At 70.6% G+C, this 15,610-nt stretch carries 13 protein-coding genes; 5 read left to right on the top strand and 8 right to left on the bottom strand.

All coding sequences use genetic code 11. The features are described from left to right. The first annotated feature begins 34 nt into the window (after positions 1-34). On the top strand, positions 35-1,366 hold the full coding sequence (locus OG379_RS29035) for an AAA family ATPase (protein ID WP_405668691.1): 1,332 nt from the start codon (positions 35-37) through the stop codon (positions 1,364-1,366). Further along, positions 1,363-2,634 (top strand): DUF2201 family putative metallopeptidase, encoded by a 1,272-nt coding sequence (locus OG379_RS29030; protein WP_405665907.1) that lies wholly within the window; start codon positions 1,363-1,365, stop codon positions 2,632-2,634. The genes OG379_RS29035 and OG379_RS29030 overlap by 4 nt, the downstream gene beginning before the upstream one ends. Before the next feature lie 339 nt (positions 2,635-2,973). On the opposite strand, the gene OG379_RS29025 is transcribed toward OG379_RS29030, so the two are convergent. From OG379_RS29025 to OG379_RS28995, 7 genes are all read right to left on the bottom strand, one after another. After that, positions 2,974-3,699, bottom strand: coding sequence for an aspartate/glutamate racemase family protein (locus OG379_RS29025; RefSeq protein ID WP_393762121.1), 726 nt, complete (start codon positions 3,697-3,699; stop codon positions 2,974-2,976). 35 nt (positions 3,700-3,734) lie between these two features. Then, complete coding sequence (locus OG379_RS29020) at positions 3,735-5,234, bottom strand: NCS1 family nucleobase:cation symporter-1 (protein WP_405665906.1); 1,500 nt, start codon at positions 5,232-5,234, stop codon at positions 3,735-3,737. Between the two features lie 774 nt (positions 5,235-6,008). Further along, on the bottom strand, positions 6,009-6,950 hold the full coding sequence (locus OG379_RS29015; RefSeq protein ID WP_405665905.1) for an SDR family oxidoreductase: 942 nt from the start codon (positions 6,948-6,950) through the stop codon (positions 6,009-6,011). Positions 6,951-7,086: 136 nt separating this feature from the next. Further along, positions 7,087-7,695 carry an ABC transporter permease gene (locus OG379_RS29010; RefSeq protein WP_405665904.1) on the bottom strand — a complete coding sequence of 203 codons (609 nt, stop codon included), beginning with the start codon at positions 7,693-7,695 and terminating at the stop codon, positions 7,087-7,089. 49 nt (positions 7,696-7,744) lie between these two features. After that, entirely contained in the window at positions 7,745-7,990 is a 246-nt protein-coding gene (locus tag OG379_RS29005) for a hypothetical protein (RefSeq protein WP_405668689.1), read from the bottom strand. Positions 7,991-8,147: 157 nt separating this feature from the next. Continuing rightward, positions 8,148-8,324, bottom strand: a complete 177-nt coding sequence (locus tag OG379_RS29000; protein ID WP_405665903.1) for a hypothetical protein — start codon at positions 8,322-8,324, stop codon at positions 8,148-8,150. 103 nt (positions 8,325-8,427) lie between these two features. Then, complete coding sequence (locus OG379_RS28995; RefSeq protein ID WP_405665902.1) at positions 8,428-9,474, bottom strand: medium chain dehydrogenase/reductase family protein; 1,047 nt, start codon at positions 9,472-9,474, stop codon at positions 8,428-8,430. A gap of 110 nt (positions 9,475-9,584) precedes the next feature. On the opposite strand from OG379_RS28995, the gene OG379_RS28990 reads away from it, so the two are divergent. From OG379_RS28990 to glpK, 3 genes are all read left to right on the top strand, one after another. After that, on the top strand, positions 9,585-10,247 hold the full coding sequence (locus OG379_RS28990) for a TetR/AcrR family transcriptional regulator (RefSeq protein ID WP_393762111.1): 663 nt from the start codon (positions 9,585-9,587) through the stop codon (positions 10,245-10,247). Positions 10,248-10,620: 373 nt separating this feature from the next. Beyond that, positions 10,621-11,469, top strand: a complete 849-nt coding sequence (locus OG379_RS28985) for an MIP/aquaporin family protein (protein ID WP_393762109.1) — start codon at positions 10,621-10,623, stop codon at positions 11,467-11,469. 24 nt (positions 11,470-11,493) lie between these two features. Further along, positions 11,494-13,011: a glycerol kinase GlpK gene (gene glpK, locus OG379_RS28980; RefSeq protein WP_393762107.1), complete on the top strand. Its 1,518-nt coding sequence runs from the start codon at positions 11,494-11,496 to the stop codon at positions 13,009-13,011. A gap of 49 nt (positions 13,012-13,060) precedes the next feature. Here the strand turns inward: glpK and OG379_RS28975 are convergent, their stop codons facing one another. Beyond that, positions 13,061-15,424: a SpoIIE family protein phosphatase gene (locus OG379_RS28975; RefSeq protein ID WP_405665901.1), complete on the bottom strand. Its 2,364-nt coding sequence runs from the start codon at positions 15,422-15,424 to the stop codon at positions 13,061-13,063. Between the last annotated feature and the right edge of the window lie 186 nt (positions 15,425-15,610).

Here is a 15,610-nt window from a genome sequence, read left to right as displayed (position 1 = left end):
GTACGCTCCGCTCGCCGAGACCGCGCCTTCCGAGATGCCGCTCGCCGAGACCCCGCCTTCCGTGACCGCGCCTTCCGAGACCCTGCTTTCCGAGACCCTGATTTCCGAGACCCTGCGAACGCCGGACCCGTCCGACGCCCTGGCCCCCTCCGCCCAGGCCTCCCGCCTCGACCTGTCCGGCGAGCTCCTGGCTCTGCTGCGTGACACGACCACCGCGCCCCGGCCGGACCCCCAGCTGGAGGCGCTCACCCTGGCCGTGTCAGCGGATCTTCCGGTGCTGCTGTGGGGTGAGCCCGGCATCGGCAAGACGGCTGCGCTCACCCAGCTCGCCACCACCCTGGACCTGCCGCTGACCACGGTGATCGCCAGCGTCCATGAACCCTCGGACTTCTCCGGCCTCCCCGTCATCGGGGACGACCCGGCTGAGAACGGGGTCCCGATGGCACCGCCGGACTGGGCGGTACGGCTGGTGCGGGCGGGCCGCGGCCTGCTGTTCCTCGACGAACTGTCCACCGCCCCGCCCGCCGTGCAGGCGGCGCTCCTGCGCCTCGTACTCGAACGCCGGGTCGGCGCCCTGCGCCTGCCGCCGGGCGTACGGATCGTGGCCGCCGCCAATCCCCGGTCCTCCGCCGCCGACGGCTGGGAGCTGAGTCCGCCGCTCGCCAACCGCTTCGTCCACCTGCAGTGGGTCCACGACACCGACGTGGTGGTGCGGGGCCTCGGCGGAGTCTGGCCCCGGGCCACGCTGCCGGTGCTCGATGCCGGCAGGCTGCCCGAGTCCGTGGCGTTCGCCCGCCGCGCGGTGTGCGGGCTGCTGGGCGCCCGGCCCGCCCTGGTGCACCGGCTGCCCTCGGGCGAGGCCGGGCGCGGCGGTGCGTGGCCCTCACCGCGCAGCTGGGACATGGCGCTGTGCCTGACCGCCTTCGCGACCGCCGCCGGTGCCTCGCGCGATGTCCTGTCGATGCTGGTCAGGGGCACGGTCGGGGATGGTCCCGGGCTGGAGTTCCTGGCCTACCTGGACAGGATGGACCTGCCTGATCCGGAAGACCTGCTGGCCGATCCGGGAAGTGCGGAGCTGCCGGAGCGCGGGGACCTGCGACAGGCGACGCTGGACGCGGTGGTCGCCGCGGTCCGCACGCGTCCCGAGCGGGCCCGGTGGGATGCCGCCTGGGCTCTGTTGGCGAGGGCGGCGGAGACCGGCGCTCCGGACCTGCTGGTCGTTCCGGCGACGACGCTCGCGACCTTGCGCCGCGACGACTGGGAGGTGCCGGTGTCGATCGAGGGGCTCGCCGGGGCGGTGTCCGTGTCGCAGCGGGCCGACCGGGCGAAGGTCCGTGCCCTCGACGTCACACGGGTGGGCCGGTGAACGCGTCCGCCCCCGGCCGGCCGGCCTGCCACGTCCCCGAGAGCGGGCTGGACACCGGGAAGCTCTTCGCGGCCCGCCTTCAGGCGGCCCGGGTGCGGCCGTACCTGGCGACGGCACTGTTCGCCCTGCACCCTGTGGAGTCCCGCGACGTACCGACGATGGCGGTCGATCCGTACTGGCGGTGCTACGTGTCACCCGCCTTCGTCGACCGCACACCGGTGGAGGAGCTGGCCGGTGTCTGGGTGCACGAGGTGTCGCACCTGCTGCGCGACCACCACGGGCGCAGCGACCGCTATGCGGATCGCCACCGGCTGAGCGGCCCGGCGGAGCGGTTGCGGATGAACATCGCGGCCGACTGCGAGATCAATGACGACATCTTCGGCGAGGGGCTGGTGGGGCCCGAAGGAGCCGTCCGTCCGGGGTCACTCGGACTGAAGGACGGGGAGCTGATGGAGGACTACCTCCGCCAGTTCCGGCTCGGTCCGCACACCGCCCACCTGGCGTGGCTGGAGTGCGGCAGCGGCGCGGACGGCCTGCCGCGCCCGTGGGATCTGGGGCCGGACGGGGCGCGCGGACTCAGCACGCAGGAACGGGACGCGGTCCGCTTCCGGGTGGCGCAGGGCATCGTCGGCCGTCCGGGGAGCGCGCCTGCGGGGTGGCGGCGGTGGGCGGAGGAGGCGTTCCACCCGCCGCAGCCGTGGCGGGAGTTGCTCGGAGCAGCTGTGCGGTCGGCAGCCACCGCACCGGGCACGGGCGAGGACTATGTGTACGGCAGGCCGGCGCGCCGGTCGGCGGCGGTCCCCGGCGCGATCCTGCCGAGCCTGCGGCGCAGGCCGACGCGGGTCGTCGTGGTGATCGACACCTCGGGCTCGGTCAGCGACGCGGAGCTGGGCAGCGCGCTGCTGGAGGTGGCGGCGATCTCCCGGGCCGTGGGCGGCCGCCGCGACCTCGTCGGCGTACTGCCGTGCGACGCGGCGGCCGGCCGGGTCCGCCCCCTGTGCGGCGGCACGGAGGGCGTCGAGCTGCTCGGCGGCGGCGGGACCGACCTGCGTACGGGCTTCGCCCGCGCCCTGGAGTCCCGTCCACGCCCGGACGTCGTGGTGATGCTGACGGACGGCCAGACCCCGTGGCCGTCCCGACGCCCGCCGTGCCGGACCGTGGTGGGCCTGTTCGGCCGCGACAACCGCCGCTCGTCCTACAACGAGTCCGATCCCGAATACGTCCCGGACGGGCCACCCGCGTGGGCGCGGGTGGTGGCCATCGGATGAGGGCGAAGGCCGCCGGCCGTGATTCAGGCCGGTCGGCGGGGGCCACCCGGCGGAAGGGCGGCGCGGACCGTGATGCCGACGGCCACGATCGCCGGCAGGATCAGCACGATGCGGAGCGCGAAGCCGTAGATCTCTGCGTGCACCAGGCCGTTCAGGGTGCGGGCCAGTTGCCCCAGCGCCGCTGCGAGTTCCGCGGCACTCCGGTGCCGTCCGGCCGGGATCCTTCTCGAACAGCCACAGCACCAACGTGTCCCAGTCGGCCGCCACGCCCGGCATGAGGGAGCCGGGGGGCGGGGGCGTCGGTGAGGGGTGCGACTCCACGCCCCCGCCTGATCCGCGTCAGTGTGCCGACGGGGGCCAGTTGACGATCCTCTTGGGGCGCGGCGGCGCGTACGTGCGCACCTTCGAGGTGGTCAGTCCGAGGCGGACGAGGGACTCGGCGATGGTCACCGCGGCGCTCACACCGTCGACGACGGGGACCCCGGTGCGTTCGACGACGCGTTCGGTGAGACCGGACATGCCGCCGCATCCCAGGCAGATCACCTCCGCCCGGTCGACCTCCACGGCCTGGGCGGCCTGCTCCACGATGGCGTCGACAGCCGCCTTCTCGTCCCGTTCCAGATCGAGCACCGCGAGACCGCTGGCCCGCACGGAGGCACAGCGCGCACTGAGACCCGCGGTGTGGAGACGTTCTTCGATCAGCGGGACCGTGCGGTCGAGGCTCGTGACGACGGAGTAACTGCGGCCGAGGAACTGTGCGGTGCTCGCAGCCGCCTCGGTGATGTCGACGACGGGTACGTCGAGCAGTTCCTGCAGACCTTCCCGGCCGTGCTCGCCGTAGCCGGCCTGAATCACGGCGTCGAACGGTTCCGGGTAGGCACGGACCGCTTCCATCACGGCGATCGCGGCGAGGTAGCTCTCGTAGTTGCCCTCGACGGACTCCGCCCCGAAGGAGGGGGTCAGCGGGACGATCTCGGTACCGAGCGCCGCCGCACCGGCTGCCTGCCTGCCGATCGAGTCGGTGATCGACTGCGTGGTGTTGACGTTGACGACGAGGATGCGCATGTCACGGCCTTCGGTTCGGCGGATCGTTCGGTGGTTCATTCGGCGGCGACGGCGATGGCCTCGCCGTCCACGTCCCGGATCTGCGCGCCGCGGTCCGCGACGATCGCGTACAGCCCGGCGGCGAGGAAGGCGCCCACGAACCAGGAGAATCCGGCCGCGGCGTGGAAGAAGGGCACGAGGGCCACGACGACGGCGACAGCGGCACTGGGGACGAAGGCCGCCACGGCGCGGGGGTTGAAGCCGCGGCTGTAGTGGTACTCGCCCTGCGGGTCCTCGCTGTAGAGATCGGGCACGTTGATCCTGGACTTCCGCAGCAGCCAGTAGTCCGCCATGATCACGCCGAAGAGCGGTCCGAGGAGGGCGCCGAGCCCGCCGAGGAAGTAGTTCACGATCACCGGGCTGTTGTAGAGATTCCACGGCAGGATCACCAGCCCGGCGACCGCGCTGACCACGCCTGCCCGGCGGAAGTTCAGCCGGCGCGGGAAGAGGTCGATGAGGGCGTAGATCGGCGCGACGAAGTTGGCCAGCAGGTTCACCGCGACGGTCAGCGCGATGAGGGCGAGCGAGGCCGTCGCCAGGAGGAACATGTTCGGGATGGTCCGGACGATGTCCGTGGGGCTTGTGATGACGCGCCCGTCGAGCTTGAACTGCGCTCCGCTCAGGACCACCACGATCACGGCGAAGAAGAGCATGTTGAGCGGGATCCCGATCACGTTGCCGCGGACGATGGAGCCACGGCTCCTGGCGGACCGGGTGAAGTCGCAGAAGTTCAGTACGAACGTCCCGTAGATCACCACCCACAGTGCGGCGGCCTGCAGGATCTGCAGCCACATCTCTCCACCGGTGAGCGGCGCGTCGACGGACAGGGAGATGGAACCGTCAGCCCGTACGAACATCCAGATCGCGAGGGCGAGCATGGTGATCAGGGTCGTGGGCGCCGCGAAGGCCATGTACCTCCGGATCATCTGCATGCCGTAACTCACGATGAGGAGTTGCAGGGCCCACAGGAAGAGGAAGGAGATCCAGCCGAGGGTCGACTGCCCGAGGAAGGAATTCGAGTCCAGACCGCGAAGTCCGGGGAACAGCGCGATCAGCAACGTGCTCAGGACCGCCGAGGCGAGGTAGGTCTGGATGCCGAACCAGGCGATGGCGACGACGCCACGGACGGCAGCCGGTATTTTCGCGCCCCTGATGCCGAACGCGATGCGGCTCATGACAGGGAAGGGGACACCCGTCTTGTGCCCCATGAACCCTGACAGTGTCAGCAGCAGGAAGAGCAGCACCGACGCGAGCGCGAAGGCCGCCAGGATGCCCCACACGTTCAGCCCCAGAGCGAAGAGGCCGATCGCGAAAGCGTAGTTGCCGAGGCTGTGGACGTCGTTGGCCCAGAGCGTGAAGACGTTGTACGCGCCCCAACGACGCCCCTGCTTCTTCGTCGGGGCCAGGTCGTAGGTGTACAGGACGGAGCTGGCTACACCGGCCTCCCCGGTGTCCCCGGTGGCCGTCTCGGGCGGCCGGTCCTCCACAGCAGTCATCGATCGACCCTCGAGTATTCGCTAGGGGTCGCAACGAGGCCTGTCGATGGCCTACTTCAGAAGAAGGCTGCGCACCACGGGCCCTGGCGACCGAGAGAGGTTTCAGAGGTTTCCACCAAGTGGAAGTTGATTTCCGCAAACCAAAACGTAGTTTTCACCAAAGCGCAGCGTCAAGAGTTACGGGCAGGTGACTTCGACGCGGAGTGAGCGAGACTGCCGACAGCACGGACGCGGGGAGCGCTCACACGACCGACCTCGCCAGGCAGCACAGGCCATGTGCGGCCGCGGAAGGGACAGTTGCGAGGGCCCTCGTGACCGGATGGGGGCGCACTTACGCGGGGGCGCGGGGCGTTCGCTCACGAGGATGACCAGGCGTTCCTGACCGCCTGGCGGAGTCGCTCACGGGTAGAGGCACGTGAGACTCGCTGCCGCCCCGGCTGCTCGACACCCCCGTCCACAGGCGAACAACGCCCGGGGACGCGTGCGCGGATGGCGGACCGCGGACGGCGGACGGCGGACGGCGGACCGCGGACGGCGGACGGCGGCAGCGAAGACATCCGGCATGACGGACGCGCAGCGGATTGAGGACACGACCGGGCGCGAAAGCCTCGGCATCATCCGCCGGCCGACCAAGCAGACCCTGTACGGCGAGCCGGGGCCCGGCCGCAAGCTGAGGGCGGCGTCTCCAGGGATGCCAGCACCCGGAGAGCCACCCCTACCCCGCGGCCCACAACATTTCGTACCGGACGGGCGGGGCTTCGTACCAGCGGCGACTCAGACGGACGGGGTGCGGAAGTAGTGGCCCTTGTCGAGATCATCGATGAGCCCCGGCTGCGTCGGCAGCCACCCCGTCAGCTCGCGTGTCACCGCACTGGAAGCCGGCTGGTCGGTGGAGAGCACCATGGCGAGCCAGCCGAAGTGCTCTTCGGCCTCCTCCCGCGGCACGGAGGCCACCGGCACGTCCAGGTGCCGGCCGATGACCTCGGCGATGTCGCGGAGGGACACGCCCTCGTCGGAGACGGCGTGCAACGTAGACGCCGCCGGGGCCTTCTCCAGCGCGATGCGGAACATGTCCGCGGAATCCAGGCGATGGACAGCGGGCCAGCGGTTGCCCCCATCGCCGTAGTAGCCCGCCACACCCTTCTCACGGGCCGTGCGGACCAGAGTCGCGACGAAGCCTTGGTCCCCCTCTCCGTGATTGGTCCGCGGCAGGCGCACGACGGACGAACGTACGCCGCGGGAGGCGAGTGAGAGCACCCACTCGGCGGTGGCCATCCGGGCCATCGGGCCCGCGAGCACCGGATCATCGGCGGCGCCCGGGGGAATCTCGTGCCCGTCGAGCTCCGTCGCCACCGATCCGGGCACCGCGGGCGTGCCGGAAGCGAGGACGAACGGCTTGTCCGAACCGGTCAGCGCCTCTCCCATCGCCTCGACCGCGCGCCGGTCCCTGTCGGCCGCCCCCTTGAAGTCCCCTCCCAGAAAGGCGACTTCGTGGTCGAACGCGAGGTGGATCACGCCGTCCGCGGCTGCGGACGCGCTGCTCAGGACCTCCAGATCGTCGAGGCTGCCGCGGACCACGGTGACCCCGGCCGCGGTCAGAGCGTCGGCGGAGGCGTCCGAACGGGCGAGTCCGACGACCTGATGCCCTGCCCCGATCAGGTCGGGGACGACAGCGGAGCCGATCCAGCCGGATGCGCCGGTGACGAAAACACGCATGTGAAACGACCTCCTTGTACCGCCTTGTATTACGGGCGGTACGAAAATCCAGCAATGTCAGTGACTGACATCAGCGTAGCAGTTGATGACAGCACCTGTCATCGCATGCACTGGCTCGCCCGCCGACGGCCGGCCGTCACCGCACGAGACGGCGGCGTTCGAGCGTCGCGGCGAGGGCGTAGGCGCCACCGCCGGCCACGGTCAGCGCCCAGTACAGGCCGGGGCTGCCGAGCAGGAGGGCCGCGGTGGAGGTCAGCGCCAGCCAGGTGCCGAGGCCGTAGTGCAGCAGGTTGCGGCGGACGGCTCCTTCCGCGACATAGAGCAGGCCGACGACGAAGCCTGAACCGGTGGGCCAGAGCATGGACTGCAGGTCGGGCGCGTCAAGGGTGGAAGCCAGGCCGGTTATGGCGAGGAAGAGGCCGGTGAAGGCAGTCACCCAGGCGACACCGAGCAGCTTGCCGGAGAGGATGTCATCAGGCTTCTCGGCGGCGCGCTGCGCCCGCATGGCGGCGGCCGTGGCCTGGAGGGTACCGGCCGCAAGCCCGGCCCCAAGGAACGTCATGGGCAGCCAGCCGGGCAGCTCCAATAAGGGGGTGGCCCCCTGGGAGACCGCGGCCGAGCCGTGCCCGAGTACGTAGGCGAGGCCGAAGCTGATGTAGGTGGCCCGGTTGTCCACGTCCCCCGGGAGAGGCGCGAGGGCGGGGCGGTGAGCAGTGGCCGGCGGGACAGGGGCGGCGATGGACATGGTCGATTCCTCCGAGAGTGTGGGCTGGGGCATCAGAAGCGCACGGAGCTCACGCCGAGCAACTACCGTGCTCGAGTGCGTCGTTCGGGCGGGTTCGGGCCCGGGTCGGGGCGGTGTGGGACAGCGGGGCAACGCAGCGCCGCACGAAATCGGCGGGCCAGGGGAAGGCGCGGGAAACAGCACGCTGGTGAGCGAGTCCGTGCAGCCCCAGCCAGAGGGCGACCGCGTCGGCGCAGGGGGCGGCGCCGGTCGAGCGACCGGCGATGACGCAGTCGGCCAGGACACCGGCGAGGATCCGTGGGGTTTCCGCGCCGAGGCGGGCCAGGTCGTCGGCGACGACGGGTTCCGGAGTCCACCGAACATGGCGCGGTAGCGGTCCTGGTGGGCAGCGGCGAAACCGAGACAGGTGTGGCAGGCGGCCTAGAGGCCCCGTTCGGCGCCGTCGGCGCCTTTCACAGCGACTCGAGCCGGCCCGTCAGGTCGGCGAAGGCTTCACGGACGACGGCGAGCATGATGACCTGCGAGTCGGAGAAGAGCGGGTAGTTCGAGGGAGCGGCGGTCCCAGCCGCCCGCGCCACGGCGCGCAGGGTCGCCGTCCGTTCGTCGCCGTGATCGAGCAGGTCGGCCACGGAAACAAGGATCTCGGTGCGCAGATGGTCACCCTCGCCTCGGCGGCTGCGCGGGCGGACAGCCCGCCGGGACCGCGCCGCATGAGCCGGAGTGCCCATGCCGTCAGGCATCCGGGAGGATGACGACCTTGCCGATGACGGTGCGGGATTCGGCGAGGGCAAGTGCCGAGGCGGTGTCGGTCAGGGGGAATCGGGCAGCGATCTGCGGGGCGAGGGAGCCGTCGGCCAGCAGTCGCAGCACGTGGGTGAGGTCCTCACTGAGGCGGCCGTGCCAGGCGGCCCGGCGGAGCCGGCGGCCCGCCCAGAAGTTGTAGAAGTGTGCACTCCTGCCGTTGGGCAGGGTGTTCCAGGCGGCTATCCGGCCGAACAGCTTCAGGACCGGTAGTTGGGAGTTGCCCTCCTCGTCCTTGGTCGCGGCGGTGCCGTACGAAACCAGCGTTCCGCCGCGGCGCAGCAACTGCCAGGACTGCTCCAGTCCGTCACCTCCGACATGGTCGAAGACGGCGTCCACCCCGTCCGGCGCGTGCTGCCGGATTCGGCCGTACAGGTCGGGGTCGTGGTAGTCGACAGGGGCCGCACCCAGCTCGCGCACGGTTTCGTGGTGACGCTTCGAGGCCGTACCGATCACCGTGATGCCGGCATGGCTGGCCAGTTGCACGAGCGTGGAGCCGACCCCGCCGTTGGCGCCCAGGACCACGATGGTCCCGCCTGTAGGGGTCTTGGCGATCCGGTGCAACATCTGCCAGGCGGTGATGCCGTTGACGACCAGGGTCGCGGCGGCGGCCGCGTCCACTCCGTCCGGCACCGGCAGCAACTCCGTCACGTCGATGAGGAGGTGACTGGCCCATGCTCCCGTCTTGGTCACCGCGGCGAATCGGCGCCCCGTCAGCTCCGTTTCCACGCCTGGACCGGTGGCGGTGACCGTCCCCACGAGGTCGTAGCCGGGCACGAAGGGGAACGGCGGCTGGTCGTAGTACTTCCCGCGCCGCATCTGCTGCTCGGCGAACGCGACGCCGGTCGCGTTCATCTCCAGGAGGACCTGACCTTCGGCGGGGGCCGGAAGGTCACGGGTGCGGAGCTCGAGGCCCTCCGGCCCGACGGTGCCGGGCAGGACAATTTCAGTGGCACGGGTGATGGCTGTGCTGGTCATCGCGGGGCTTCCTGACGCTTCGCCTGTTTGCTTACAGCCGTAAACCTACAAGCGTCAGCCGATGCCCGCAAGGGGCTGCCGCAATAAACTTCACTGTGTAAGGTGACAGCATGGAACACACTGGAACAGCCGCCTCATCCACGCCTGGACCGGCACGCGCGCGCAACCGCCGCGGCGAGGGCGGCCGCCTGCGCGACGACATCATCGCCGCCGCGGTGGAGCTGCTCGACGAGGCCGGCGACGAACGCGCCATCACCCTGCGGTCGGTCGCACGCAAGGTGGGGATCGCCGCCCCGTCGATCTACCCGCACTTCCCCGACCAGCCGGCCATCATGCTCGCCGTCGTGCGCCAGGAGTTCACCGGACTGGAGAACAAGCTGCGCTCCATACTGGGCGAGACCGAGGACGACCCACGGCAGCGCCTGTACGCCGTGTGCAACACCTATCTCGAATTCGCCCGGCTCCACCCCGAGCGCTACCGCACGATGTTCGGCGGCCTCTGGGTGCCGGACCTGGGCGACAGCTCGCTGACCAAGCAGGATCTGGCCACCCTCGGCATGGAGACCATGCAGATCCTGGTCGACACCCTCGGCGACTGCGTCGCCGGCGGTTACTCCACCAGCACAGACCCCTCCGCCGACGCCGTCGCGCTCTGGCTGGGCCTGCACGGACTCGCCCACCAGCGCGCCGTGACCCGCGCCTTCCCCTGGCCGGAAGACATCGAGGACCGCATCATCACCACACTCGCGCACCTGGACACCGCCGACGCATGAGCCCGGCCGCAGCGGGCAGGGCGGCACCCTCCACCGGCTCCTCCGAGCCGCCGTCCCGCTGCCGAGCGCGGACCCCCTCGACGCGAGGCCGCCGCAGTACCCCTCGCGAGCGCCGGCGAGAGGGCTGGATACCGGCAGAAGGCCCACAGCCGCCGCAGTCGATCCAGCACATCGGCTCCGCAGCCGTTCCGCGCCATCACCCCGGGGTACCGCCCTGCACTCCCCGCTCGACGGTGGAGCCGCCGCACTCACCGCCACGGAATGCGACGGGGTGCATTCATCCCGATATGCACCTTCGTGCGAGACGTCTTAGCCTGCTCATATTGCCGGGTGATAATCGACAGCCGGTCCGGCCGGCGGAGGGCGAGCTTCCATGGCTGAGCGCCGTGCAGGGTCCGGTTTGCTGGGTGAGTTGTCAGCAGAGTTCGCAGGAACGATGATCCTCATCCTCTTCGGATGCGGTGTGGTGGCCCAAGTGGCGGCGGGCGGCGCACTGACCGATCCGCCCGGCGGACTCGGGGACCACGACAGCATCGCCTGGGCCTGGGGCCTGGGAGTCACTTTGGGCGTCTACGTCGCGGCGCGGCTGAGCGGGGCCCATCTCAATCCCGCGGTGACTGTCTCACTTGCCGCGTTCAAGGGCTTCCCGTGGAGCAAGGTGGCTCCGTACGCGCTGGCCCAGACGGCCGGAGCATTCGTGGCCGCCCTCCTCGTGCGCTGGAACTACAGCGAGGCGCTGGCGAAGGCCGACCCCGGACACACCGTCAAGACGCAGACCGTGTTCTCCACTCTCCCGGCCAACGGCAACCCCGCCCTGCCGGTTCACGAATGGGGCGCCTTCCGCGACCAGGTCATCGGCACCGCCATCCTGCTGCTGCTGATCATGGCCATCACCGACATGCTGAACACCCCGCCGGGTGCGAATCTGGCCCCGTTCGTCATCGGCTTGGTCGTGGTCGCGATCGGAATGGCGTGGGGGACCAACGCGGGCTACGCGATCAACCCTGCCCGTGACTTCGGCCCCCGGCTGGCGAGCTTCATCACCGGGTACAACGGAGCCTGGCGGGACCAGTACGGCAATCTCTACTTCTGGGTACCCATCGTCGGCCCCCTGGTCGGCGGGCTGCTCGGCGCGGGGCTGTACAAGGGCTTCGTCGGCCGGTTCCTGCCGACCGCCGAGCCCGAACCGCCGGGACGGGTCCCGGCGAGCGAAGACCGATAACACCGGCCGGAGAGGTGGCACATCATGGCGGACTTCATCGGCGCGGTGGATCAAGGAACCACCAGCACCCGATTCATGATCTTCGACCACGGCGGCAACGAAGTCGCCAAGCACCAGCTGGAGCACGCCCAGATCCTCCCCCGCTCCGGCTGGGTGGAGCACGACCCGGTGGAGATCTGGGAGCGCACCAACTCGGTGATGCAGAACGCCCTGCGCTACGGCGGCCTGTCCCCCCAGGACCTGGCGGCCATCGGAATCACCAACCAGCGTGAGACCACGGTGGTCTGGGACCCGCGCAACGGGCGGCCCTACTACAACGCGATCGTCTGGCAGGACACCCGGACCGACGCCATCGCGGCGAATCTCGAACGCACGGGCCAGGGCGAGGTCATCCGCCGTAAGGCCGGGCTGCCCCCGGCCACCTACTTCTCCGCCGGCAAGATCCAGTGGATCCTGGAGAACGTCGACGGTGTACGGGAAGCGGCGGAGGCGGGCCACGCCCTCTTCGGCAACACGGACGCCTGGGTCCTGTGGAACCTGACGGGCGGCCCCGACGGCGGCATCCACGCCACCGACGTGACCAACGCGAGCCGCACCATGCTGATGAACCTGGAAACCCTCGACTGGGACGACGAACTCCTGGGCTTCTTCGGCATCCCCCGGGCGATGCTGCCCACGATCAACCCCTCGTCGCACCCGGAAGCCTTCGGCGCCACACGCACCTCCCGGCCGCTGCGCGCCGCCGTCCCCATCGGCGGGGTCCTCGGCGACCAGCAGGCGGCGACGGTCGGACAGGTCTGTTTCTCCCCCGGCGAGGCCAAGAACACCTACGGCACGGGCAACTTCCTGTTGCTCAACACCGGCACGGAGCTGGTCCGCTCCCAGCACGGTCTCCTCACCACCGTGGCCTACCAGTTCGGGGACAGCCCCGTGGTCTACGCGCTGGAAGGTTCCATCGCGGTGACCGGCTCCGCGGTGCAGTGGCTGCGCGACCAGATGAAGATCATCAAGACCGCGGCCGAGAGCGAGGACCTCGCCCGTATGGTCGACGACAACGGCGGAATGTACTTCGTCCCCGCGTTCTCGGGCCTGTTCGCCCCCTACTGGCGCTCCGATGCCCGGGGAGCGATCGTCGGCCTGGCCAGGTACAACGACAACGCGCACCTGGCACGAGCCACCCTGGAAGCCATCTGTTACCAGAGCCGCGATGTGGTCGAGGCCATGGAACAGGACTCCGGCGTCCACCTCGATGTGCTCAGGGTCGACGGCGGTGTCACCGCCAACAACCTCTGCATGCAGATCCAGGCAGACGTCCTCGGCGTCCCCGTCAGCCGTCCCGCCGTCGCGGAGACGACAGCACTCGGTGCCGCCTACGCGGCCGGACTGGCAACGGGCTTCTGGCGGGACACCGACGAACTGCGCACCCACTGGCACGAGTCCGAACGGTGGGAGCCCCAGTGGTCCGACGAACAGCGCGCGGACGGTTACGCGGGCTGGAAGAGGGCCGTGGAACGCACTCTGGACTGGGTGAAGGTCCCCTGAGCGTCGGCGCAGCCGAGAGATGTGCGGAGGGCCCGGTCGTCCCTGATGGTCATTCTTCCGGGCCCTCGATGAGCTGCTCCGTCCAGATGGTCTTGCCTGAAGCTGTGTACCGGCTGCCCCAGCGGTGGGTGAGCTGGGCGACGAGGAACAGCCCGCGGCCGCCCTCGTCGGTGAGACGGGCCCTGCGCAGATGGGGCTGCGTCTGGCTGGTGTCGGACACCTCGCAGATCAGCCTTCGGTCCTTGATGAGACGGAGCAGCACCGGACCACCGGCGTAGCGCATGGCGTTGGTGACGAGTTCACTGACGATCAGTTCCGTGGTGAACACGAGCTCGTCGAGCCCCCACCGGGTCAGCTGGCCGGCCGTCTCGGCCCGGGCATCCGCGACCCGCTCCATGTCCGCGGGAAACTCCCACGCGGCCACCGCCCCTCCGGCCGAAGCCCGTACGCGCGCCACCAGCAGCGCCGCGTCGTCGTCCGGCGGCTCGCCGAGGAAGGGTGCGAGGAGGGCCTGCCCCAGATCCTGCACCGGCAGCGGGTGCCGCCCACCGGGCGCCGGCCCGGTCCCGAACCGCTCGGCGACAGCCTCACGCGCACCGTCCTGGGCGAGCGAGCCGGCCAGGAACGCGAGGACGTCTCCGGGTGCGATGTCCAGTTCTACGGGTTCGAACGGAGCACCACCGAGCCCCAGGGCAGCCCCCGCGGGGAGCTTCACCGTTTCGGCTGCACCGCCGTCCGCGGGTGCCAGCAGCGGGGCCGGATGCCCGGCGCTCGCCATGGAGCAGCGGCCACCGACGGGGTCGTACACCGCGTACAGGCAGGTGGCGCCGCGCACGGAGCCGTCCTTCGCTTCCGGCAGCTGCTGGTCGGCGAGCCGTACGACCAGGTCGTCGAGGAGAGTCAGCAGCTCGTCGGGGGCGGGGTCGAGGTCGGCGAGGGTACGTACGGCGGTCTGGAGGCGCCCCATGGCAGCGGCGGCGTTCAGTCCATGACCGACGACGGTGCCGACCACGAACGCCACCTGGGTGGAGGACAGGGTGATGACGTCGAACCAGCTCCCGCCGGTACCGGCCGCCGTGCGCCCCGGTACGTAGAAGCCCGCGGTGTCCGCCGCGGTCACCGCCAGCACCGGCTGCGGGAGAAGGCTGCGCTGCAGTGCCTCGGCCATGCGGCGCTCCCGGGTGTAGCGGCGGGCGTTGTCGATCGCCAGGCCCGCCCGGGAACCGATGTCCTCGGCGAGCACCGCGGCCTCGTCGTCGAACGGCGCCCGCTCCCCCGTGCGCCAGAGCGCGACCGCACCGAGCACCCGGCCCCTGGCGTGCAGGGGCACGACCATGAACGAGGTGGCACCCGGAGCCAGCAGCAGCCGCTTGCGGCTCTCGTCGTCCCCGATCCGCTCCCTGAGCTCGGAGATGTCCCGGGCGAAGCGCGCGGAGCCCGCGCGCAGCATCTCGCTCTCCGTCTCCTGGACCCGGACGACCGAGTCGAGGGGATACAGCGCAGGGGGCCAGTGACCGTCACGCGCGGCCGCCGCCACACGCAGCAGCGGCGAGCCGGCCAGCAGATCGCCCGGCTCCTTGCCCACCAGGACCGTCTCCGTCACGTCCACCGCGGCGAAATCCGCGAACTCGGGGACGAGCAGGTCGGCCAGCACCTCCGCGTTGCGCCGGACGTCCAGGGACTGACCGAGGCTGGAGGAGGCTGCCGCCACCAGAGCCGAGTGCCGGCGTGAGCGCTCCTGCTCCGTCACGTCGGTGAACGTGACCACGACACCGTGCAACGTCCCGTCCCTGCCCCGCAGCGGCAGCGCCGAGACGGACACGCTCCGCTCACGGTGGGGACTCTCGGCGAGCCGGGCACTGCTCACGAAGTCGGTGAGTGCTTCGCCGGTTTCGACGACCCGGCGCAGGCGTCCTTCGATACGGGCACCGTCCTCGGGTACGAGCAGACTCCTCAGGCTCTGCCCCAGCGGACCCCCGTCCGCCTGCGAAAGCACCGGGCCGGGCTCGCCCGGGACGGGATTGGCCCTGGTCATACGGAGGTCGGCGTCATGAATGGCGATGCCCATACCGCTCTGGGTGAACATGGCCCGCAACAGTGCTTCGTCCTCGTCACGACGATCGGCGACGGCCAGCGACATGACCCGTACGAGGAAGGCCGGCCGTGGCGAGGCTTCCAACGGAAGCAGGTCCAGACGCACGGCCGGCGACTCCCCGGACCCGCGCCGGAACTCGGCCCGCACGGAGACGCAGGACCGCCCCGTCGCGCGCTCGCGCAACATTTCCCAGACGCCCGGCTCGGCGAAGAGGCCGTCGGCACTGGCGCCGCGCAGCTCTTCGGCAACGACCCCGATCAGTGCCGCGGCATCGGCTGTGCACCCCTGGATCGTCCCGTCCTGGTCGATCACGAGCACGGCGGTGTCCTCCGGGCACCCGGGGTCCGGGCCTGGAGTCTGGTCGCTTCCGCTCACTCGTCGATCACTCCCGGGCTGCGGTCACACCGGCTGCGTCACCTGCGTATCGGCATCTCTCCCGGGACCGTGCGCGCGCAGCCCCTGCCGGCTCTCCCCGGTCATTGTTCCGCAGCCCCTGCGTGTCCG

It is taken from the genome of Streptomyces sp. NBC_01166, from assembly GCF_045039765.1.
Taxonomy (GTDB): Bacteria; Actinomycetota; Actinomycetes; order Streptomycetales; family Streptomycetaceae; genus Streptomyces.
The sequence above is the reverse complement of the archived record's forward strand: the minus strand, read 5'-3'. Positions and strand labels throughout refer to the sequence as shown.

What these genes read in the sequence shown, in the direction of transcription:
- OG379_RS29015 (WP_405665905.1), bottom strand. Translation starts at nt 6,950, where the DNA reads ATGCGTGTTTTCGTCACCGGCGCATCCGGCTGGATCGGCTCCGCTGTC.
- OG379_RS28985 (WP_393762109.1), top strand. Translation starts at nt 10,621, where the DNA reads ATGGCTGAGCGCCGTGCAGGGTCCGGTTTGCTGGGTGAGTTGTCAGCA.
- OG379_RS29025 (WP_393762121.1), bottom strand. Translation starts at nt 3,699, where the DNA reads ATGCGCATCCTCGTCGTCAACGTCAACACCACGCAGTCGATCACCGAC.
- OG379_RS29020 (WP_405665906.1), bottom strand. Translation starts at nt 5,234, where the DNA reads ATGACTGCTGTGGAGGACCGGCCGCCCGAGACGGCCACCGGGGACACC.
- OG379_RS28995 (WP_405665902.1), bottom strand. Translation starts at nt 9,474, where the DNA reads ATGACCAGCACAGCCATCACCCGTGCCACTGAAATTGTCCTGCCCGGC.
- glpK (WP_393762107.1), top strand. Translation starts at nt 11,494, where the DNA reads ATGGCGGACTTCATCGGCGCGGTGGATCAAGGAACCACCAGCACCCGA.
- OG379_RS29035 (WP_405668691.1), top strand. Translation starts at nt 35, where the DNA reads ATGCCGCTCGCCGAGACCCCGCCTTCCGTGACCGCGCCTTCCGAGACC.
- OG379_RS29010 (WP_405665904.1), bottom strand. Translation starts at nt 7,695, where the DNA reads ATGTCCATCGCCGCCCCTGTCCCGCCGGCCACTGCTCACCGCCCCGCC.
- OG379_RS28990 (WP_393762111.1), top strand. Translation starts at nt 9,585, where the DNA reads ATGGAACACACTGGAACAGCCGCCTCATCCACGCCTGGACCGGCACGC.